Annotated in this window: 19 protein-coding genes; 3 read left to right on the top strand and 16 right to left on the bottom strand. The window is 61.7% G+C overall.

The features are described 5' to 3' along the window. Window positions 1–24 precede the first annotated feature (24 nt). Genes JI748_RS12210 through coxB form a run of 3 tightly spaced genes read right to left on the bottom strand, consistent with a single transcriptional unit; the run spans window position 25 to window position 3,445 of the window. On the bottom strand, window positions 25–336 hold the full coding sequence (locus JI748_RS12210; protein ID WP_201631040.1) for a hypothetical protein: 312 nt from the start codon (window positions 334–336) through the stop codon (window positions 25–27). Beyond that, a complete protein-coding gene (gene ctaD, locus JI748_RS12205) occupies window positions 333–2,816 on the bottom strand; it encodes a cytochrome c oxidase subunit I (RefSeq protein ID WP_201631038.1) in 2,484 nt (827 codons plus the stop codon). Before ctaD ends, JI748_RS12210 begins: the two co-directional genes overlap by 4 nt. Continuing rightward, window positions 2,813–3,445: a cytochrome c oxidase subunit II gene (coxB, locus tag JI748_RS12200; RefSeq protein WP_233280511.1), complete on the bottom strand. Its 633-nt coding sequence runs from the start codon at window positions 3,443–3,445 to the stop codon at window positions 2,813–2,815. The genes ctaD and coxB overlap by 4 nt, the downstream gene beginning before the upstream one ends. A gap of 171 nt (window positions 3,446–3,616) precedes the next feature. Here coxB and JI748_RS12195 point away from each other — a divergent pair, with 171 nt between their 5' ends. Further along, window positions 3,617–4,075 (top strand): DUF2231 domain-containing protein, encoded by a 459-nt coding sequence (locus JI748_RS12195; protein ID WP_201631034.1) that lies wholly within the window; start codon window positions 3,617–3,619, stop codon window positions 4,073–4,075. Here the strand turns inward: JI748_RS12195 and JI748_RS12190 are convergent. The 3 genes from JI748_RS12190 to JI748_RS12180 all read right to left on the bottom strand — a co-directional run bounded on the left by JI748_RS12190 (window position 4,056) and on the right by JI748_RS12180 (window position 7,961). Further along, on the bottom strand, window positions 4,056–4,556 hold the full coding sequence (locus JI748_RS12190; protein ID WP_201631032.1) for a CopD family protein: 501 nt from the start codon (window positions 4,554–4,556) through the stop codon (window positions 4,056–4,058). The genes JI748_RS12195 and JI748_RS12190 overlap by 20 nt on opposite strands. Next, entirely contained in the window at window positions 4,553–5,308 is a 756-nt protein-coding gene (locus JI748_RS12185; protein WP_201631030.1) for a cytochrome c oxidase assembly protein, read from the bottom strand. Before JI748_RS12185 ends, JI748_RS12190 begins: the two co-directional genes overlap by 4 nt. Window positions 5,309–5,426: 118 nt before the next feature. Then, window positions 5,427–7,961: a membrane-bound PQQ-dependent dehydrogenase, glucose/quinate/shikimate family gene (locus tag JI748_RS12180; RefSeq protein WP_201631028.1), complete on the bottom strand. Its 2,535-nt coding sequence runs from the start codon at window positions 7,959–7,961 to the stop codon at window positions 5,427–5,429. A gap of 289 nt (window positions 7,962–8,250) precedes the next feature. Between JI748_RS12180 and JI748_RS12175 the strand changes: the two genes are divergently transcribed. After that, complete coding sequence (locus JI748_RS12175; protein WP_201631026.1) at window positions 8,251–9,219, top strand: HpcH/HpaI aldolase family protein; 969 nt, start codon at window positions 8,251–8,253, stop codon at window positions 9,217–9,219. Window positions 9,220–9,262: 43 nt separating this feature from the next. Here the strand turns inward: JI748_RS12175 and JI748_RS12170 are convergent, their stop codons facing one another. The 5 genes from JI748_RS12170 to JI748_RS12150 all read right to left on the bottom strand — a co-directional run bounded on the left by JI748_RS12170 (window position 9,263) and on the right by JI748_RS12150 (window position 15,169). Continuing rightward, window positions 9,263–10,324 (bottom strand): ABC transporter substrate-binding protein, encoded by a 1,062-nt coding sequence (locus tag JI748_RS12170; RefSeq protein WP_201631024.1) that lies wholly within the window; start codon window positions 10,322–10,324, stop codon window positions 9,263–9,265. A gap of 43 nt (window positions 10,325–10,367) precedes the next feature. Next, window positions 10,368–11,615: a DUF1501 domain-containing protein gene (locus JI748_RS12165; protein WP_201631022.1), complete on the bottom strand. Its 1,248-nt coding sequence runs from the start codon at window positions 11,613–11,615 to the stop codon at window positions 10,368–10,370. An 18-nt stretch (window positions 11,616–11,633) separates the two neighbouring features. Then, window positions 11,634–13,364 carry a DUF1800 domain-containing protein gene (locus JI748_RS12160; protein WP_201631020.1) on the bottom strand — a complete coding sequence of 577 codons (1,731 nt, stop codon included), beginning with the start codon at window positions 13,362–13,364 and terminating at the stop codon, window positions 11,634–11,636. A 100-nt stretch (window positions 13,365–13,464) separates the two neighbouring features. Then, entirely contained in the window at window positions 13,465–14,289 is an 825-nt protein-coding gene (locus tag JI748_RS12155) for an ABC transporter ATP-binding protein (RefSeq protein ID WP_201631017.1), read from the bottom strand. 1 nt (window position 14,290) lies between these two features. After that, entirely contained in the window at window positions 14,291–15,169 is an 879-nt protein-coding gene (locus JI748_RS12150; RefSeq protein ID WP_201631015.1) for an ABC transporter permease, read from the bottom strand. Between the two features lie 203 nt (window positions 15,170–15,372). Here JI748_RS12150 and JI748_RS12145 point away from each other — a divergent pair, with 203 nt between their 5' ends. Continuing rightward, window positions 15,373–16,407, top strand: a complete 1,035-nt coding sequence (locus JI748_RS12145; protein WP_201631013.1) for a LysR family transcriptional regulator — start codon at window positions 15,373–15,375, stop codon at window positions 16,405–16,407. Between the two features lie 43 nt (window positions 16,408–16,450). On the opposite strand, the gene JI748_RS12140 is transcribed toward JI748_RS12145, so the two are convergent. The 5 genes from JI748_RS12140 to JI748_RS12120 all read right to left on the bottom strand — a co-directional run bounded on the left by JI748_RS12140 (window position 16,451) and on the right by JI748_RS12120 (window position 21,777). Beyond that, window positions 16,451–17,992: a DHA2 family efflux MFS transporter permease subunit gene (locus JI748_RS12140; RefSeq protein ID WP_201631011.1), complete on the bottom strand. Its 1,542-nt coding sequence runs from the start codon at window positions 17,990–17,992 to the stop codon at window positions 16,451–16,453. Between the two features lies 1 nt (window position 17,993). Continuing rightward, window positions 17,994–19,100 carry an HlyD family secretion protein gene (locus tag JI748_RS12135; RefSeq protein WP_201631001.1) on the bottom strand — a complete coding sequence of 369 codons (1,107 nt, stop codon included), beginning with the start codon at window positions 19,098–19,100 and terminating at the stop codon, window positions 17,994–17,996. A 4-nt stretch (window positions 19,101–19,104) separates the two neighbouring features. After that, on the bottom strand, window positions 19,105–19,578 hold the full coding sequence (locus JI748_RS12130) for a MarR family winged helix-turn-helix transcriptional regulator (protein WP_201630999.1): 474 nt from the start codon (window positions 19,576–19,578) through the stop codon (window positions 19,105–19,107). 173 nt (window positions 19,579–19,751) lie between these two features. Further along, window positions 19,752–20,768, bottom strand: coding sequence for a glycine betaine/L-proline ABC transporter substrate-binding protein ProX (gene proX, locus JI748_RS12125; protein WP_201630997.1), 1,017 nt, complete (start codon window positions 20,766–20,768; stop codon window positions 19,752–19,754). Between the two features lie 88 nt (window positions 20,769–20,856). Beyond that, window positions 20,857–21,777, bottom strand: coding sequence for an ABC transporter permease (locus JI748_RS12120; protein ID WP_201630995.1), 921 nt, complete (start codon window positions 21,775–21,777; stop codon window positions 20,857–20,859). Window positions 21,778–21,792 lie beyond the last annotated feature (15 nt).

The raw sequence follows: 21,792 nt of genomic DNA, 5'->3' as shown, positions 1-21,792 counted from the left end.
CCCGGTCACCGGGACGCCATTTTTCTAAATGCAGGCGCTGACAAAGGTGACGGGCAGGAACACCAGCACTCCGGACGCCAGCGCCGCCCGATTGGCCCAAAGCGCTGTAACCGACAAGCTTGTCGCCGGCTCACCCTCCCGCACGGGCTTCATCATCGCCAGCCAGATCAACGGCAGCAGCGAAACCACATCGGCGCCGATCAGGATGGCGCGATGCTGCGGCCACTCATAGGCGCAGCCCAGTGCCTGCAGCGCATAGAGCGCGACGAACCCGACCGACCAGACGGTGAACCCTGCCACCAGCAGGACCAGCGCTCTTTGATTGACCCCACTCATGCGGCGGCACTCAAGAGAGTTGCCATGGCGACACTCAGAAGGCTCGCCGCTGCCGCATAAAAACACCAGAGCCAGGCTAGGGTCATCTCCGTGCTCCGACGCGTCGAAACATAGCCCTGCATGATCCGCCAGCCACCGTGCGCCGACATCAATGCGCCCAACGCCGTATGGAGCGCGCCATATCCGAGGAGCGTAAACACAACGGCATTCCGGGCATGGCCCGTCGGATCCGGCACAAGCGTCATCAGCAGGACCAGCAGAACAGTTGCCGCAGCCATCGCCACCGCGGACCCGATCAGCCACGGCATCGCCTCTCCACCCGCAGCATTGCGGCTTCGAGCCAACCAGGACAACGCGGCACCGGCTATTGCCAGAACGATTGCGACAACTCCCGCCCAAAGCGGCAACGACATCGGCGCCACGCCATCCCAGTTCGGCGCAATCACCAGAAGGAACAGCGCGCCGAATAGAAGCGAGGTGAACAGCGTCCCATTCATGATCAGCGCGGCAAGATTGGCCAGGACACTGGCATTGCTTTTGCTCTCGACATCGAAGGGCACCTGTTCGCCCATGCCGATATCGACGGGCCCGGTGTCCTCTCTCCGCCCCAGCGTGCGCGGCCACAGGAGGAACATGCCCAGCGTCAGCAGCGCGCCGAACGGCACCAGCCAATACTGTCGGAACAACAGCGCCAGAAAGACGCTGGCTGTTGCAAGCGCCGTCCAAAGCGGCAGGAACGTGCGTCGCGGCAGGACGATCACATGCTCCGGCTCCCCGGTAAACATGTCGACGCCCAGTGTTTCCTGCTCGCCATCGCGCACGAAGCCCAGATACCCCGTACCCCCCGCCAGCACCGGCCCGATTTCAGCTGGCTCGAGCATGTCGGCGCGCCTATCGACACGGGGGAGCGCTGCAAAGTTATAGGGTGCCGGTGGCGTCGCCGTTGCCCATTCCAGCGTTTGCGCCTTCCACGGATCGCGGCGATATCGCCGCCCAAAACGCCATTGCAGGACGAGATCGGCGAGGACGAGGCAAAAGCCCATGGTGAGGATAAAGCCGCCGATCGAGCTTAGGAGATTTAGCCAGTCCCAGCCCCAGTTCGAAGGGTAGGTCGAGATGCGCCTTGGCATGCCCATGAGGCCCGTCAGGTGCATCAGGAAAAAGGTGAGATTGAAGCCGACAAAGATCAGCCAGAAGGCTGGCACCGAGAGCCGGTAAAGGCTCTGCCGGCCCGAGATATGCGGCATCCAGTGGTAGATGCCCGCCAGCATTGGGAAAACGAAGCCGCCGACCAGCACATAGTGAAGATGCGCCACGACGAAGTAGCTGTCATGCGCCTGCGTGTTGAACGGCACCATGGCAAGCATTACCCCGGTCAGCCCGCCGATGACGAAGACACAGAAGAACCCGGCCACATAAAGCATCGGGATATCCCAGCGCGGCCGGCCCGAGGCCAAGGTGCCGATCCAGGCAAAGATCTGGATTGCCGTAGGAACGGCCACCAAGGCGCTCGCCGCCGAGAAAAAGGCCAGCGCCAGGTGGGGAATCCCTACCGTAAACATATGGTGGACCCAAAGCCCGAAGCTCAGAAAGCCCATGGCGACGATCGCCGCGATGATCGAGCGATAGCCGAGGATCGTCCGCTGCGCGAAGACAGGAATGATCGTCGACAGCGCGCCCGCCGCCGGCAGGAAGATAATGTAGACCTCCGGATGCCCAAACAGCCAGAAGAGATGCTGCCAAAGCAGCGGATCGCCGCCGCGCGTCGGGTCGAAGAAGGGCAGGTCGAAGGCGCGCTCGAGTTCGAGCAGGATCGCCCCCAGGATCAGCGGCGGAAAGCCGACGATCATCATCCCCGAGGTCACCAGCATATACCAGCCGATCAGCGGCATGCGCGCCAGCGACATGCCCGGCGCCCGCATCTTGAGGATCGAAATAAAGATCTCGATCGCTGCCGTGACCGCCGAAATTTCGACGAAGGTCAGCCCCAGGAGCCACACATCGGCATTGATCCCCGGCGTGTAGGGCCGCGAGGACAGCGGCGTATACATGAACCAGCCGCTATCGGGCGCCGCGCCCACCAGAAGCGCGATGATCAGGATCGACCCACCGAAAAGATAGCACCAGAACCCGTAGGCCGTGAGCCGCGGAAACGCCATGTCCCGCGCCCCCAGCATCTTGGGCAGCATGTAGATGACGAAGCCCTCGAACATCGGGATGGCGAAAAGGAACATCATCACCGTGCCATGCATGGTGAAAATCTGGTTGTAGATTTCCGGCCCGATAAAGGCGCTGTTGGGCGTCGCCAGCTGCGCCCGGATCAGCATGGAAAGAAAGCCGCCGATCGCAAAGAAGGTCAGCGCCACGACCATGAAGCGCTTGCCCAGCACCGTATGGTTGACGCTCGAAAGGCGCCCCCAGCGCCCGGGCGTACCCCAGATAGCGCTCAGTTCCTTATGAAGACGGATAGGATCGGTCATTGCGCCGCCCCCGCCATCAAGGCCGCAAAATCTTCCGGCGCATGCGCCTCGACCCGAAACTGCATACCGTCATGTCCTTGCCCGCAATATTCCGCGCATTGCCCCCAATAGATGCCCGGCTCGTCCGCTTCGAGACGGATGACATTCACATGCCCGGGGATCGCATCGATCTTGCCGCCTAGCCGCGGCACCCAGAACGAATGGATCACGTCCTCCGAGGTCACCGCGATATCCACCGGTTCCCCCGTCGGCATATGGAGCGTGCCATCGTCCGGTCCCGCGCCGCCCGGATAGCCGAAGCTCCAAGCCCATTGCCGCGCCTGCCCCTCGATGCGCAGCGGCGCATCGCCCTTGGGCAGCAACTGCTCTCCCAACACCAGCGCGGCACCGGTCAACAGCACCAGGATCGGGATCGGCAGCACAAGCCCGCCTCCCACGATCCACTGCATCGGCGTGATCCGCGACAGACAGCCCGGACGAAGATAAGCAATCCCGAACAGCACCATGACCAGCGCGAACAGCAAGGCCGCGCCGCCCAGCATGATCCACCACAGCGTCGCTAGATTTGCGGCCCGTGGCCCGGCCGGGTCGAGGGCCGACAACTCGCCGCTGCAACCGGCCAGCAGCACGCACGTTCCGGCTAAAACCAGAGCTTTGGGCAAGGATGCGGGATGACGGACAAGACGGGCGACGCGCAGGAACAGGAAATTGCCGCCGAGGAAGACCCCAATGCGGAAAAGGGCAGCAGCGAAAACGGCATCGAAGCGCGCGCCGATCATCCCAATCCGGTTATCAGCGCGATGGCCGAGCAGGACATCAGCTCCGCCATCGCCGTAGCCGGGCACCCGATCCACGCCATGCTGGTGCACTTCCCGATCGCCTTCGTGGTCGCCACGCTTGGCGTCGATATTTTGTACTGGTGGACGGCCGATCCCTTCTGGGTTCAGGTCGGCCTCTGGTCCGCCGGCGCGGCGTTCATACTCGGTGTCCTGGCCTCCCTTGCCGGCACCGCCGAATTGCTGGCCGTACCCGGTATCCGGGTGCGCGTCGCGAGCTGGAACCACGCCATCGCCGCCATGGTCATGCTCGCCATCACCGGCGCCAATGCCGGCCTCCGCATTTACGGCACCGAGGATATCTTGCCAAACGGCCTTATGCTCTCGGCACTTAGCACCATGGCCGTTGCCTTCGCCGGCTGGCATGGCGGCAAGCTGGTCTTCGATCACGGCGTCGGCCTCATCATATCGTCCCGCCAATGATGCCCCCGACAAACTTGGACAGCGCCCCGGGCGAAAAGAACTCATCCAGCACCCCCGGCCACTCGATCTGTGGCTTCCCCAACACCAGAGTGAGTACCGCGCTGATGGCGACAAGCGTCACCGTCACCGTCAGCGCCAGCCTCCAGGCGGGATAGCTGCGGTCGGGCTCGAAGAGCTTGAGGATCATCAGCCCCGAAAAGATATGCACGCCGGTCATCGCCGCGACACCCACGAGCTTGGCCGAAAACCAGTTCTCATAGGTGCCGATCAGCAGGATCAGCGCCGTACCGCTCGCGATGGCCACGAAGGCGGAGGGCGAAACGATGCCGACATAAAAGGTGCGGGTAAAATTGTGCAGCCGATAGAGCTCCTTGCCCTTCAACCCACCGCGCTGCCGGTAAAGAAAGGGCAGGGCTAGAAGGCCTGCCGACCACAATCCAATGCCGATGACGTGGATGAATTTAAGCCAGACAACCGTCATTGCGCAGGCGTTTCGCGCGCCGTAGAAATGATGGCCACCAATCTCCAGAGCAGGATGGCCATCAGCGGCAGATTGGCTGGCACCCACATGAAGATGCCCGCCAGCTGCTGATCCTCAAGCGGCCCCAGCCCGAAGGCTGCAGAACTGGCAAAATGCGGCAGGTAAAGCGGCTGCGGTGCGAACACCAGCAGCGCCCCGAGCAGACCCATCTGGATCGCACTCGACAGTGCCGCGACACCGGCCCCCAGCACTGAATCGCTGCGCCAAAGACCCAGCCACAACCAAGTAAAGCTTCCCAGGAGGCTGAGCTGCATCGCCCAATAGATCGCCGGATGCGAAAAGGCCGCGGCATAAAGGTCGGGGCTATGCCAGAGCCAGAGCGCAATGGTGGAAACGGCAAGCGCCGGACCAAGCCCGGAGCGTTTCCCCCAGGCAGCCGGTAGCGCCAAGGCCAGAAGCGGCGCCACGACCATTGTCAGCAAGATGTGGTGCCCGACGCGCGCCGAGAACAGCGCCACGGTCAGTGCACAAAGCGGCGACACGAACAGCACGGCCGCCGAACCCGAGGCGCCCGCAAAGCTCGCCTGCCGCTGCCAGGATGCGTAGCGCAGCACGTAACCGCCCACCAAGGCAACAAGCAGCAACACTATCAGCAAAGCTGGATCGAGGTTCCACCGCCCCCAGAGCTGACCAAGGGTTGGCGGCGCACCGCAATAGCTCATGTCGAAGGAAAAGGCTGAGGCTTGTTCCATTCTGTCCTTAACCAATGAGACCTCATGGTGAGCTTGTCGAACCACGAGGTCGGGCCCACCTTTCTGCCACGACCTCGCCCTTCGACAGGCTCAGGATGAGGTCTATTCCGGCATATCCTTACGGTTGGTCTGCTTCCGCAGCAGCCACGTCGCTAGGCAGCGCATAGGCGATAAAATAATCCCCTATCGGCGTTTCCATGAAGTCATGGCCCCCGGCATTGATCACGAGGATCTGCCGGCCTTCCGCCTCATAGGTCATCGGTGTCGCCTGCCCACCCGCCGGCAGCGTCACCTGCCACACTTCCTCGCCCGTCGAGATATCGACGGCGCGCAGGATGTCGTCGGTTGCGGCAGCGATAAAGAACAGGCCTGAGGCAGTCACAACGCCACCGCCATTGTTGGGCGTACCGATATCGATGGGCAGCATGGACGGAATGCCGAAGGGCCCGTTTTTGCGTGCCGAACCGAACGGGCGGTCCCACAACACTTCGCGGGTGTTGAGATCGATCGCCGCGATCCCGCCATAGGGCGGTTCCTTGCAGAGAAGACCCGTATAAGGCACGCGCCAGCCGGCATTGACGCGAATGCCATAGGGCGTCAGCGCCTGCGGGCTGAGGCTGCCATGCGAGCCGCCGCCGGCTTCCGCGTCATAGTTGGGATCGGTGATCGGCAACACGCCAGCGGCGTCGACCTCTTCGCGCGGCACCAGCTGGTTAAAGTTTGGCATGTTGTTGTAGTTGGCGATCATGATGCCCTTTTCCGGGTCGATCGCCACGCCACCCCAGTCCGAGCCGCCATTATAGCCAGGGAACTGGATCCAGGGCGTATCGACCGTCGGCGGCGTATAGACGCCATCATAGGTTGCCTGGCGGAACTGGATGCGGCACCAGAGCTGATCGAGCGGCGTCGCGCCCCACATGTCGGCTTCCGTCAGGTCTGGCTTCAAAAGGTTCGGGAAATCGGTAACATACGGCTGGGTTGGCGACAGCCGCTCTGGCTCGACGCCACCAGTCGGAGCTGGGCGCTCCTCGATCGTCACCAGCGGCTCGCCGGTTTCGCGATTGAGGATGTAAAACTGCGCCTGTTTTGACGGCATGATGATAGCAGGAACCGGACCATCGGCGGTCGGGAAGTCCACCAGCGTGCCTTGCCCGCCCAAGTCATAGTCCCAGACGTCGTAATGAACGGTCTGGTAGCTCCAAGCCACTTCGCCGGTCTCGACATCGAGCGCCACGATCGCAGTCGAGAACTCGTTTTCCGCGTCCGAACGATCGCCACCCCAATAGTCGACGGCGGAATTGCCCATCGGCATATAGACGAGCCCAAGTTCATCGTCGCCCGAAGCGATGGTCCACATGTTCGGCGTTCCCGGCGTATAGATTTCGCCCTCCGGCGGCAGTCCGGTCTCGCCCGGACGGCCCATGTCCCAGGCCCAGTTGAGTTCGCCGGTAACGGCGCTGAACCCGCGAATGACACCTGACGGCGCTTCGCGCGTCTGCCCGTCGCTGACCTGCGATCCGACCACCAGCACGTCGCGCACCAGCGTTGGCGGCGAAGTCGGGGCATAAAAGCCGGGCGCCGTGTCGCCGATGCCGACCAGAAGATTGACGATGCCACCGTCGCCAAAGTCGGGGCAAAGCTGCCCGGTCTGCGTATCGAGCGCAATCATGCGCGCGTCATGCGTGAGGTTGACAACGCGAGTCGCGCAAAGGCTATCCGCGTCGGCGGTAGGGTCCTCGAAATAGACCAGACCGCGGCAGGAGGCGTTGTAGCCGATGGCGTCGATCGGCGTTTGCGGATCATAGGTCCAGAACTCTGCACCCGTCGCAGCATCCAGCGCCGAAATCTTGTTCAGCGCCGAACATAGATAAAGCCGATTGCCGACTTTGACCGGGGTGTTCTGATTGCCGAAGGGTTCGTCATTCTCCGGCAGGTCGCCGGTGCGAAACTCCCAGATCTGCTCCAGCTCACCGACATTGTCGGGTGTGATTTGCGTCAGCGGCGAATAGCGCGCGGCCTTATGGGTGCCGCCATAGGCCGGCCAGTCGGCACCGGTTTCAAGCGCGACATAGGTCGGCTCCGGCGGCGCAAGCGCAATTGAATCCGCCTCTGGAGCCAAGGGTGCGGCGGGAGGAACGGTTGTTGTTGGAGCTTGAGGCGCAGGCGTTGCAAGGGGAGCTTCCGCCTCCTGGGCGATGGTTGTCTCGACCCCGTGGTTGGCAACGGTGATTGCGCCGAGCGCACCCGCAAGCGTCACCATGGCTGCTGCCATTCCGGTCCCGAGACGCCGTGCCGGCCCGCGCAGAACCGGCAGTGTGGTCAGCACCAGAACGAGCACCACGGTCGGCGCCAAAAGCCGCGGCACCTGTGCCCAAGGCTCCATGCCTCGCTCCCACAGCGCCCAGATGACGGTCGCGACATAGGTGATGAGATAAATCCAGACCGCACCCATTTCCCGGCGGAACAGGAAAAAAGCGGTCAGCAGCATGCCGATCCCGGCTGGCAAATAGTAAAAGGACCCACCGAGCGTCACCAGCCACAGTCCGCCTGCCGCAATCGGCAGCCCGAAAAGCACCAGGATCACAGCCACCAGCATCGTCCACCAGAAACCAAAACCTTTGCGTTCTGCGTGCGGCGAAAGCTGCGCGGCCATCGAGTCCCTCCTTGGCATGATGAAAGCCGAACGCCGCAAGCCCGCCACAGTTCCCAAAGTTCCCCCGACAAAAGTCCCTAACCTCACCAACCGTCTTAGAACTTAAGTTTGCTTGCCGGGGCTAAAGACTTAGCGCAGTCTGATTTTCACCGCAGCCGCAAGACCGATAAATCGGCCCGGCTGTCGGCTGCGGAGGATCGCCAAAACCACAAACATGCGCTCTCGCCATACCTGGAGTCCATTTCTGGATTCCGGCAGTGGCGCCGCGCAACCAGGAGGAGGATAACCAATGCACAACGTCATCATGGCGGGCGTCGCAATCGTGCTGCTCGGCACGGCCAGCGCCTTCGCACAAACCGCAGCAACACCCGCACCTGCCAAACCTGTCACCGGTGTCTACCAGGACGTGGCTGCAACTGAGATGACGGGACACCGCATGAACCACCTGATCGAAATGGTGGAAGCGGGTGAGTTTGGTATCGGCCCTTTCTCGGCCGTGCGAGATCAACTCAATGCCCGCACCCTCGCCGCCTCTAAGCTCGATTTCATCGTGATCGACATGGAGCACAACGCCTTCGACGCCGAGACTCTGCGCAATTTCATCTGGAACATGCGTTCGACCGACGGCAGCTTCCCCGTTGCCCCGATCGTACGCATTCCCATCAACGGACGCGAAGCCGGGCAGAACCAGTGGCTGTTCAAGCAAATCCTCGATGCCGGCGCGATGGGCATCATGGTGCCCCAGGTCAACAGCGTCGAGGACGCCCAGGCTGCGGTGGTCGCCATGCGCTATCCCCCATTTAAGGACGACGCGGCACCCGAACCCCGCGGTCAGCGCGGCTTCGGTGGCGCCCCGGCGGCCTGGGGTCTCCCGGCACCTGACTATGCCAAGGCAGCTGATCTATACCCGCTCGATCCCGAAGGCGAACTGTTGCTGATCGTGCAGATCGAAACAGCCCAGGCCGTGGATGATCTGGAAGAGATTATGGCTGTCCCCGGTGTCGGTGCGGCGTTCCTCGGACCAGCCGATCTTCACGCCGATATGGGCTATCCCGGCAGCTTCGCTGGGGTCGAAGAAGTGGAAGCAAAGATCCAGGAGGCTGGCGCCACGGCCGAACGCATCGGCGCTTACCTCGGCATTTTGGGCAACGCTTCCGATTGGGAAGCGCGTCGCGACCAGGGCTATAAGTTCGTGATGGCTTCGGACCAGGGCCTATCGTCAGGCCTCGTCAACGACCTAAAGGCCATGGGCCGGTAAAAGCAGGGCTGGCGAGCATGGGCCCGCCAGCCGCGAACAGTTGTCAGCGAATGTCGATGGTCTCGCCCTCGAAGGCGCCAAGCTCCTCGATCGCCTTGGTGGCAAAGCTTTGGTCGGAGATGTCCTGGGCCGAAATCACCTTTACATCTGCAAAATCGGGGCCCTCATAGGTGAAGTCCACGGCTTTGCTGAGTTCAGCAGGGTTGACGCAGCCATTGACGCACCAGCGGGTCTGCACCAGGTCGCTGGTCAACTTGATGTTCTCTGGCGATAGATCAGGGCGACCCTCGGTAATCGCCGCAACCCAGCGTTCCGGTTCGGTTGCCATCGATCGGGAGGCATCGATCAGCGCCGTGGTGAAACGCTGAAGGGCCTCGTTCTTGGTCTCAATCGTGCTGTCGAGCGCGGCGACGAACTTCGACAGAGCCGGGGCGCGGGACGAAAAATCATCCGGGTCGACCAGGACATGGATGCCGGGCGGGTTGTCGATCGAGAGGAACGTGCCATAGGACACGGTCGTCGCATCGATCCGTCCTGCGGCCAGTGCCTGGATGCGAACATCGGGTGCGCCGATGGCCACGAAATCTGGTCCAGTCGCCTCAACGCCATAGCTGCGCAGCACCGCCTGGGTCAGCGTGTGATCGAGGCTGCCATTGTCGGCAATGGCATAGGACCTGCCGGCCAGGTCCTCGACGGTTGCAATCTCCGACTTCGCTGCGATCAGGAAAGGCGTCCCCCGCGCGACGGCCACGAAGCCGCGGATCGGCAAGTCGTTCTCTGCGCGCAGCCGCAACGCAGAGTCGATGCTGATATCGGCGATATCGACAGCCCCGGCATTGAGGGCCGCCACGGCCTGCGGCGTGCCTTCGAGCGGTACAATCGTGACTTTCACCCCATGCTTTTCATAGAAACCGAACTGTTCGGCCAGCTGGAAAATGGAGGACGTCGTCGTGTTGAACTGCGTATCCGCCACGGCCAGGGCGAGCTTGAGCTCGAGCACATCGGCAGGCTGAGCCAAGGCATTGCCGGCGCTCGCAAGCCCAATCGCTGCCGCTGTCAGCATGGTCGCCGTGCCGCGCAGCAGCCCCGTCATCGTCTTTTGCATGTTATCTTCTCCAAAGAAGCATTCTCACGTTGAGACCGGGCACTCAGGCGGCCCGGCCGAAAATCGGAAGTGGTTGGAAATCGTCGCGCAGAATGGCCGAGGTCTCCCGGTGCCCCATCCAGCCCTCGATCAGCGTCGAATAGATGCGCCGGTAGTCGGTGGTGAACCGGAGGTTTCCCTCATCAAGATCGGTGAGGCTCGGCGGCGCACCATATTGGCCGCCGGCCACCGGCTTGCCGATGATGAAGGCCGGGCCAGCCGTGCCATGGTCGGTGCCAAGGCTGGTATTCTCCGCCACGCGGCGTCCAAATTCACTGAACACCATGACGACCACGTCGTCGCCCCGGCCCAGCCGCTCCATGTCGCGCACGAAGGCGGAGATATGGTCCGACGTGTAGGACCAAAGCCGGGCATGGAGGTCCCCCTGGTACACATGCGTATCGAAGGCATTGTTGCGATAAGGGACGTAATAAACCTTGGTCGGGAAGTCGGCAGCGATCAGCGCCGCGACACGCTCGAGGCCAAAAGGCACGAGGCCATAGTCGATCGGCGTCTCGTAGGAATTCCAGGCCTCGCGCACCAGATGCTCTGAACTGTTGGCGCTGGCGGCAATGTCAAACAGAAAATCCTGCGACGGGTTGGCGCTGCCATTGCCGCGCGCGTCAATGGCGGCGATTGCTTCGCGCTGTTCATGGAACATGTGACGGGTGAAATTGTCCGGGTCGTTGAACACCAGCGGCACATGGTTCATCGCGCGGATAGCGAGCGATTGGCTGTCATCGATATTGACCAGGAAATTGGTGGTGTGCCCCAGTGGGTCGATGGCATCGGCCATGCGCCCCAGCCAGCCATAGGCTTCGCCGCTGTTTGGTGCGCCGGTCTGCCAAAAGGCCATCGAGGAAAAATGCGAGAAGGATGGCTGGTCATAGCCGACGCCATGCACCACCCCCATCAGCCCGTCCTTATAGAGCCGCTCGAAGCCGCCCATGGTCTTCTGGAAACCGAAATGATCGTCAATCCGGAGCAGCTTGTCCTGCTTGAGGCCCAGGTTCGGCCGCGCCTTGTAATAGGCATCGTCGCCATAGGGCACGACCGTATTGAGCCCGTCATTGCCTCCGGACAGCTCGACGATCACGAGAATTCGCTCGTTCCGATCGGCCTGCGCATCGGCGACTTTGGACCAGACCGGCGAGGTCGCTACTCCGCCCGCGCCTTCAAGCACCATCGAGCCAAAGCCGGACTGGATCAGCACTTCGCGTTCGCGGCTGGTAAGCTTGGGCGTTTTGGCCATTTGTCTTTCTCCTCCGCTTCAGGCGAGCTGGAACTGGGGTGAGCTCATGATCAGATGCGCCACAAGCCGCAGCGGATGCTCCATATAGGTCTGCGCGTCCGCGAGCGCCGTTGTGCCCAGCTCGGCGCTCAGCGTGTCGATCAGCGCAGCACGGGCAGGGGGCGTCAGCGGCACCCGCAACAATTGCCGGATCAGCACGTCGACGGCATCTGCAGCGGCGGTCGCACCGGCATCGGTCACGATGTCCGAAAGTGAGAACTGCGCCGCCATGCGCGGCAGGGGCTTGAGCTTCCGCAGCGCTTCGGAATAGCCCATGAGGCTGGCATAGCGCGTGTTGAACGCCTCTTGCATGCCGGCGACCTTGCTGGGCGCCGCGCCTTCTTCCATTGTCGCTGCGGTGATCTCCATGCCCGCGATGATGTTGCGATTGACACGCCGCACTTCCCCGCCCGGATTGTGGTTGGGGTCGCGAAACTCGATGATGTTGGGGAACATCACTTCGCGCGCAAAATTGGCCCGCTCAAACAAAAGCCCCGGCGTGATCCAGGCGCGGCCCTCGCTCCATCCAGCAACCGTAGGCGGATAAAGCAGCACCTGCCCCAGGGTCTTAGAGACGGTATACGGGTCAGGAATGCCCGGCAGCGCGCTCAGCCCGAGCTTGCGATAGGTCGAAACCAGCAGTTCGGTCGGCGACTTGATATGGGTCGCGACCGACGCTTCGCTATAGAAATCTTGCGAAAGGAAGATCGTGGTAAGAAACGGCGCGATTTCATAGCGGTTATCGCGCAGCAGGTTGCCCAGCTTCTCGGCAAAAGCAGGCGAGATCTCGTCCCGCACCAGGAAGCGGTAAAGCTTGGACGCGATATAGATGGCCGTCTGGCGCTGCTCCAAGATGATGCGGAGGATGTCTTCGCCGGTGAAATTGCCCTCGCGACCGAGGAAGCGCTTCGTGCCGCCATCATGCTTTTCCGGATCGATGACGAATTGGAGGTCATCATTGCCCCAGCCGGTAAAAGCGCGCGCTGCCTCGCGGATGTCGTCCTCGGTATAATTGCCGACACCCATGGTGAAGAGTTCCATGACCTCGCGGCCAAAATTCTCGTTGGGCGCGGCTTTGACATTCTGCGCCGCATCGAGAAACACCAGCATCGCCGGGTCTTTGGCGATTGCGACCAGGAGATCGCCAAAATTGCCGATCGCGCCCCTGCGCAGCGTGTCGAGCTGCAGCTTGATCTTGCGATAGTCGCGCAGCTTTTCTTCGCTCGTGGCAAAGTGCCCGTGCCAGAACAGCGTCATCTTCTCTTCGAGCGGCCGGTTGGTGGTGACCATCCGGTCCAGCCACCAGAAGGCCAGCCGCCGGGTCTCCAGCACTGTCGCGCGCAGCCAATAGAAAAAGCGATTGGTCACCGGCTGCAGCGGCCGGTCGCCACCCGGCTTGACCGCAACGCCCATCGCCATACCCGTTTGCTCGGCCAGCTCCGTCGCCGCCGGCCGGCTCACCGGAAAATCCTTGAATGAGGGCTCCCAAAAGCCGGACTCTTCGAATTCCCGCAGAAACGAATTGTCGATCGCGGCATAGTCCACCAGCGACGCCACCGCTTCCTGCGGCGACATGCGCGCAAGCTGTTCGATCTGGGCCGGAGTCCCGCCGAAACCCGCCCGCTCCAGCAGATGCGCCGCCCGGTCATAGCTCCAGTCATCGGCGCTGATCGGCGATAGATTTTCGTTCGCGCTGGTTCCGGTCAGCACCGGCTTCCCCTTCAATCTTGAGCTGACATGTTAGGTGAGGGGAATGGTGAGCAACAGCGCCGAAGGGCGGGTAACGCTCTATGGTCGCAATAGGAAAGACCTATACCGCTTCGGGGGCTCCGGCGCTGCCAAAGGCACCGGCCAATTCCTCAAGTTCCGCACCATCACGCACCATGTCGTGGATGCGGCCCCAAAGGTGCTCCCGCATCGACACGAAGGCCGGGGAGGTGCGCGGGTCGTTTTGCCAGCGTGGCTCGGGAAAGCTCACATCCACGATCTCGTCGATCCGGCCTGGTCGCGGCCGCAACAGCACCACGCGTTGCGACAAGAGGATCGCCTCGTCGATATCGTGGGTTACAAACACCACGGCGATGCCGCGCCGCGACCAAAGCTGCAGCAATTCCTTGCGCAGCACTTCGCGCGTCATGGCGTCGAGCGCCGCAAACGGCTCGTCCATCAACAGGACTTTGGGCTCGACAGCGAGCGCTCGCGCTAGGCCGACCCTTTGCTGCATGCCGCCCGAAAGCTCATGGGGGAAGGCGTCGGCGAAATCCCGCAACCCCACTGCGCCCAGCAGCGCCCGTGCCCGCGACGGCCGCTCGCCACCCGGCAGTCCCTTGAGCTGCAGCACGAATTCGATATTGCCTGCTACCGTCAGCCACGGCAGCAAACGCGCCGACTGGAAGACCATGGCAAGGTCCGGCCCCGGTTCCGGTGTTGCGCCCATCACCCGGACCTCGCCCTCTTCGGGCGCGATCAATCCATTGATGATGCGCAGCAACGTGGTCTTGCCGCAGCCGCTGGGTCCCACAAGGCTGACGAATTCGCCCGGCTGCACATCGAAGCTGATGTCCTGGAGCGCCCGGACCTGCCCGTCCTTGAACGACTTGCCGACATTGCGCAGCGAAATGACGGGCCCGCTCATTTCAGCGTCCATCCGCAAGGCTGACCCGCCAGCGCCCGATGCGACGCTCTGCAAGGCGCAGCATTGCCGTGATCAGCGTGCCCAGCGCCATCAACACGATTACGACCGCAAAATAGCGGTCCATCTGGAACCGGTTGCCCGCCGCAGCCAGCAACCCGCCCAGCCCGGACTGCGCCATGGTCAGTTCCGCGATCACGGTTCCCACCGTGCAGATCGCCGCCCCGATCCGCAGTCCGCTGAGGATCGAGGGCAGGGCGTCAGGCACCATCACCTTCCAGAACAGCGTCGCCCGCTTCGCCCCGAAGGCGCGAGCCATCTCAACGAGATCCTTGTTCGCACTGGCGATGCCGGCAGTTGTATTGATCAGGATCGGAAAAAACGCCGCATTCCAAACCACCACCACCTTGGCCTCGGTATAAAGCCCGAACCAGACGATGATAAGCGGAATGAACGCCGCGCCAGGCGTCGAGTTCATTGCGTTGACAAAGGGGTCCAAGACGCGCCCCAGCACCCGGAACCCGCCCAGCAGAACGCCCAGAACGATTCCGGTCGTCGCCGACAACAAAAAGCCCAGCGTGATCACCGTCAGCGACTCGCCCAAGCCCCGCAGCATCGTCCCGTCCGACCACATGACGAGGCTTTCCTGGACGATATCGTTGGGGTTGGGCATCACCAGATTGCCGCCCACCGCGTTGAGCACATACATGCCCGCAAGGATCAGCAGGGCAATAAGGAGCTGCGCGCCGAACACGGCGCCGCTTTCAAGCGTCCGCCGCCGCCGTGCCCGGTCGGATGACGGGAGGATCATTGGAGCTGCGATCGGCTTGATGACCGGCGAGTGATTGGGGACGGCTGGCTGGTCCGCCCGCTCTTTGATCATGCACTCAACTCTTTCGCCATGGCTCGGTATAATGGTGCAACCGCAAGGGCTCCACAAGCGCAGCAGAACCTATCGTCGCGATAGGCAACTCTGCATCACCCGCCAGGTTTCCCGCTGTGGAGAGAATTGACTGCATCGGCAGAAGCTTTGCTCTAAGCTCAATTCGAAGAGAAACGCCGCTCAATGGCGTCGGAGGGTCACGCATGGCGATGGACGGCAAGCAGCGCGAGAAACGACCGGCGCGCGTGGAGCCTAAACCCAGCGACCTGACCCTTCATCAGCTTCGAATTTTCTGGGCCGTCGCCCATTCAGAAACGCTCACCAAAGCCGCCAAGCAGTTGGGCCTTGCCCAGCCCTCCTTGTCCCAGCAACTGAGCAAGCTCGAAGCCAATATCGGGACGCTCCTGTTTCATCGCCGCTCCAATGAAATGGAATTGACCGAAGCGGGCCAATTCCTGCTTCCCAAGGTGGAACAGGTGCTGCGCCTTATCAGCGAACTCGAGGATGGCTTGGCCCAGTTCAGCGGCGGCGAGCGGTTGACGCTGCGCATTGCCGGCATCAATTCGGTGCTGCGTGTGCTTGTGCCCCTGGCCGTCAGTCACATGCAGGAGCGCTATCCTGGTCTCGATTTCGACCTGCAGGAAAGCTCTCCCACCGAAATCCTCGATCTGCTTTATAGCCGCCGCGTCAATGTGGGCCTTCTCGCCACCAATTCGGTCGCTCAAGCCATCGTCGGCTTCGTCCAGGTGCCGCTCCTTGAAGACCCCCACGTTCTGGTCGTGCCTGAAAACCTGGTACTCGACGGCATCGCCGATCCGCAGAGAGAACTTCCTCCCAAGCAGTGGGCCATGCTCAACCGCTCGATCCAGTTCATCTTCGGCAGCCAGCAGGCCCAGCGTGTCGCCGAATGGTATGACAAGCTGCTCCCCGAGCACCGCGTGGTTGCCAAATGCCGCACCTTCGACACCGCCATCGGCCTCGTCGCCGCAGGAGCCGGCGTGTGTCTCGCGCCAGGCCTCACAACCGTGCAGCAGAACCCGACCGCAACCAACGTCCGGCTCTACCGCGTCAAGGCTCCGCCCCGCCGCATCGTGGCCCTTGTGCCCTCCCAATACCGCCGCACCGAACCCTACCAAGGGCTGATCGAAACGCTCCAGGCCGTAGCCGCACGCCACACCATACCCGGCCTTCTCGAAACCCCGCCGTTCCTCGCGATAGACACCCCCATCGATCTTTGATCGGCCCGCCTGCGGGTGCTTCGCTGAGTGCTGCTTGCCAGCGCTATTCCGACATCATATGGGCTGGATCGGGCTTTTCACTGCGGGACGGTCTGCGCAGCAGGAAGACGATAGGTAGCGAGGCGAAAGTCACGACCATCATCATCCAGAAGTCGTCCAGAAAGGCGAGCATGGCCGCCTGCTGGGTAATCAGGCCGCTCAGCCAGCTGGCGACATTGGCAAATCCGCCATGCGAGGCGGCGAAGTCGCGCAGCGGGCCGGCATCGAGCGTGAGGCGCGATGCCAGTTCGCCGTAGTTGACCACCTGCATCTGCGCCAGGACCGTGGTCACCAGCGAAATGCCGACACCCTGGCCGACATTGCGGACAAGGCTGAACATCGAAGTGGCATCAACCCGGTATTTCTGATCGATGGTGGCAAAGGCCAGGGAGTTGAGTGGCACGAACACGAAGCCCATCCCCACGCCCTGCAGAAAGCCCGACAGCAGGATGGGGCCGGTGCTCATGACGATGTCGAACTGCGTCATCATGTAGAGCGAATACCCCATCAGCAGCGTCCCGCCGACAATGAGAATGCGCGGATCGTATTTGGATACCAATCGGCCCACCACGATCATCGACACCATGGTGCCGATGCCCCGTGGCCCCATCAAGATGCCGGTTTCCACCACCGGAAAGCCCATCAGGTTCTGCAGCATCGGGGGCAGGAGCGCGAAGCCCGAAAACAGCGTGATGCCGGTAGCCAGGATCAGCACAAGACCGGTGACGAAATTTCGGTCGCGGAACATTCTCACGTCGATGAACGGGTTTTCCGCGGTCAGGCAGTGGATGGTGAATACCCAGAGCCCGGAAAGGGTCAACAGCAGGTAGAGCCAGATTTCCGGTGCCTCGAACCAATCGAGGCCCTGGCCGCGATCGAGCAGCATCTGCAACGAGGCCACTGCCAGTGCCAGCATGCCGAAACCGAAGAAGTCGAACTTGCGGATCTTGATGATCGTGTCCGGCATCAGCGCGAACAACATCACAAAGGCCAGGATGCCCACTGGCAGGTTGACCAGGAACACGGCGCGCCAGTTGAAGGTCTCGGTCAGCCAGCCGCCCAAGGTGGGCCCGATAATGGGGCCGAACATGATGCCGGCGCCGAAGATGGCCATGGCCTGGCCCAGCTTTTCACGCGGGTTGATGTCCATCATCGTGGCTTGGGCCAAGGGCACCAGCATGGCGCCGCACACGCCCTGGACGATGCGGAACAAAACCATCTGCGTGAGGTTTGCCGCCACGCCGCAAAGGAGGGAGGCGACCGTGAAGCCCACCACCGCGCCCAGCAACAGCCGCCGCCGGCCAAGCCGGTCCGCCACCCAGCCTGTCAGCGGGGTAGCGATGGCCGAGGCCACGATATAGGAGGTCAGCACCCAGTTGATCTCGTCCTGCGAAGCGCCAAGGCTTGCGCGCATATGCGGCAGCGCGACATTGGCGATCGTGGTGTCGAGCACCTGCATCACCACCGCCACCATGATGGCGGCGGTGAGCAATCCCTTGTTCTTCACGGTGACGGCGGGCGCCGACACCGCGGCACTTTCTGCCATGCTAAGAAGCCGTCCCTTCCGGCTGGGTATCCACCTTGACCGCTGCGCTCATGCCAGCACGCAAAGTGTCACTGTCACCGCTGTCGAGCACGATGCGCACGGGCACGCGCTGCACGACCTTGACCCAGTTGCCAGTGGCGTTCTGAGCCGGGATCAGCGCAAATTCTGACCCCGTGGCGGCCCCGATGGAGTCGACATGGCCGCTAAGAGCAAGGCCTGGATACGCATCTACAGTGACTTCGACCGGCATGCCCGTGGAGAGGCCGGTCAACTGGGTCTCCTTGAAATTGGCTTCCACCCAGGTGCGCTCGGTTTCCACCAGCGTGGCGATGGTCGAACCCATGGAGACGAACTGCCCGACATTGAGACTTGCCACCTGGCTGATGATGCCGTCGGCGGGTGCCAAGATCGTTGTCTTGTCCAGATTTCGAGCCGCATTGTCGCGTGCCGCTATGGCAGCAAGCACCGCCGGATGCTCGTCGGTGACGATCTCGGGGTTTCCACCGAGAGCGGCAGTTGCGCTGGCGACATCTTGCTCCTCAAGCGCAACGGTACTCTGCGCGGTTTGAAGGGCGAGACGGGCATCGTCGAGGCTCGACTCTGCCGTCACACCCTGATCCCGTAGAGCCACCTTGCGGTCCCAGTCCTTCTGGCGGATTTCGAGCGTAGCTTGTGCGGCAGTGAGCTTTGCTTGAGCGACGGCAAAGCCCACGCGCAACTGTTCGACATTGACGCGTGCACTGGCAAGAGCAGCATCGGCCTGGCTAAGCGCAATGCGATAGGGCTCAGGATCGACGGTGAACAAGGCGTCGCCAGCATGGACGGACTGGTTGTTGGCAACCGCTACAGAAACGATGCGCCCGGCCACGTCCGAGGAGATCGAGGTTTTGGACTGCTGCACATAGGCGTTATCGGTGTCGATATAGCGGCCGCCGGTGAGATAAAAATAGGCTCCACCACCAATCAGCAGAACCGGAACACCGAACATCAGAAGAAAGCGCAGCGGATTGCGCTTCTTCTTCGCCGGGCCAGCGGTCGTAGCCGGTAGGGCAGCCTCACTCACCGGCTGGTTCGTTTCTAGCTCAGAGGTTTCTGCGCGTGCAGTCATTTATCTATTGATCCTTGGGCGTGGCCGTCAGGCCGAGCAGGTTGTTCTGCATCTGCCGCAGCACTTTTTCGGCAGTCGCGATATCGTCTTTAGAAATTCCGCTCAGCGCGGCTTCATACATTTCAGCGCCCAGGCGACGAGCGACTTCGAGCCGCTCGGCCCCTTCCGGTGTCAGTTGCGTCAGCTTGGCACGGCTATCAGCGGGATCAGGCTCACGGCTGATCAACCCGTTCTTTTCGAGCCGGTCCAGAACACCCGAAATCGTCATCGGATCGATATCGAGAGCGTTGGCCAGAGCAGACTGGGTGATTGATGCTTTCTGGCCGACCTGCGCCAGTGTTCGCCACTGCGGCAAGGTGATCTTGTGCATTCTGGCTTCGTCATCGAGCCGGCGCTTCATCAAGCGTGCCAGTTCGTGCACGAGATAACCGAGCGGAACTTGCCGACGGAATTGTCCGCTGGGTGCGTCTGTTTTCATAAGTGCACATATAATATGTCTACTTACGATATCAATGCGGATCTTGCATGAATTTGTACGCATCATTTGGCCTAGAATGCCTGCTCGGCAGACCTCCAAGTGCGGCGATGTTTAATTGGCCGCTGTCGGCCGTAATCAAAAGGCCGGAGCGAAAGCCCCGGCCTTGATGCGTTCTACTGAGCTGAACGAGCAGCTTCCAACCACTCGTCGACCCGTTCGCGATTATCAGCGATCCAGGCGGTGGCTTGGGCTTGGATGTCGTCATCGCCAGCGTTCATAGCGGCGTTCTGTGCAAATATGTCGGCCAGCGGAATTTCCACGGACTGCAACAACGTGCGGACAGAAGGATTGCCCTCGAGGAACGTCGTATTGACAACCGGCACGATGTCATTGGCCGGAAAGCCAAGCATGCACGGATCATTGACGCAGCCCTCGACGCCATCGAGCGTCGCCGCATCGGCAAGGCTCATATCCGGCAGGTCGATCTTGGGAACTTCGATCCAGTTTACGTCTTCGCCCGGGACCAGTTCATTCACCGTCCAGTTTGGGGTCCAGGTGTAGAACAGGATATTTTCGCCAGCTTCGTAGGCTGCCACGGCGTCTGCCATCGAGGCAGCATATCCGGCCTTGATGGGGTTGATGTGGTCACGCAGGCCATAGGCGTCCATGTGATGCTCGATATTGATCTCGCAGCCCCAACCAGGCGGGCAGGCGACCAGGTCTGCCTTGCCGTCGCCATTGCGGTCGAATGCAGCCTTCACTTCGTCACGCTTGAAGTCTTCAAGCGAGGTGATGCCGAATTCCTCTACCGCGGAAGCGTTGACGAGGTATCCCTCGAGTGCGCCACCCTTGGCCACGGCGCCGACGATCTCGGCAGTCCCGGCAAAGGTAGGCTCATAAGTGTTGTGCAGCGGGAACCAGCCATTGACCCAAAGGTCCATGTCGCCCTGCGACACTGTCTGATAGAAGGGCGGGTTATCGAGGGTCGTCGGCTTGTCGACTGAATAGCCGAGTTCCTGAAACAGCTGGCGGTAGATTTCCGCGTGGAACCAGCCGGTGTCCCAAGTGGCCTGCGCCATGTTGATGGTCTTGCCTTCGCCCGGCTGCTCCTGGGCGATTGCGGGTGCACTGACAGCGGTGGTGACGAGCAACAGTGTGGCGAAGGTCGAGATAGTGTTGAGACGGAACATTGCTGTTTTTGTCTCCTTTGTTTTGCTTTTCGTGGATCCGCGATTTCGCGGAAGGCGAACGGGGAGGTCCCCAGCGTACGGCCCGCGTTCAGGCCGTCTTTCCGGTTGCGGCTGGCGCGGTAACACCGGGCCGGAACATGGAAATCAGTGTTTGTCGTAGAGAAATCTTCTGGCCTTGAGCACCAAGACCCTGAGTGATGCGGTCGAGCACGATGGCGAGGATGACGATGCCGACGCCACCAGCGGTCGCCTGGCCGACATCGAGCCGGCCCAAGCCGGTATTGACCACAAGACCCAGCCCCCCAGCACCGATCAGCGCGGCGATCACCACCATGGAAAGCGCCAACATCAGCGTCTGGTTGAGCCCCGCCATGATGGTGCGCATGGCAAGCGGCAACTGCACCTCGAAAAGCATTTGCAACGGCGTCGAGCCGAACGCTTCGGAGGCTTCGATCAGGTCACCACGCACATTGCGGATGCCCAGATTGGTGAGCCGCACGATAGGGGGAAGCGCGAAAATCACCGTTGCGATGATGCCAGGGGCCATGCCGACGCCGAACAGCATCACGATCGGCACGAGATAAACAAAACTCGGGATAGTCTGCATCACGTCAAGCGTGGGACGCACGATCTTCCAAGTAACATCGTTGCGTGCTGCGAGGATGCCGAGTGGAATGCCGATCACCGCACAAAACAACACCGCAGTGACGATCATGGCCAGCGTGGTCATGGTCTCAGGCCATAGTCCGATCATGTCGATGAAGAAGAAGCCGGCAATGGTGAAGACCGCCATCCCGCGACCGGCGAATTTAAGCGCAAGCAGTGCGAAGACGATCGTGGTGGCGAGCATGGGTACGAAAGCGAAGAACGCGTCGAGCCCGTTCAGCACCTGTGTAATCGGCACCTGCACAGCGCGGAAGAATGGCCGGAAAGTGGGCACCAGCCAGCCGCGAACGAAAGCATTGATCCAGTCGTCAAACGGGATGACGAGAAAATTGGACGGGCTCATCGCACGTCTCCTTGT

It is taken from the genome of Devosia rhizoryzae (assembly GCF_016698665.1).
In the GTDB taxonomy this organism is placed as follows: Bacteria; Pseudomonadota; Alphaproteobacteria; order Rhizobiales; family Devosiaceae; genus Devosia; species Devosia rhizoryzae.
Note: the sequence above shows the minus strand (reverse complement) of the source record. Positions and strands in the feature narration are given on the sequence as shown.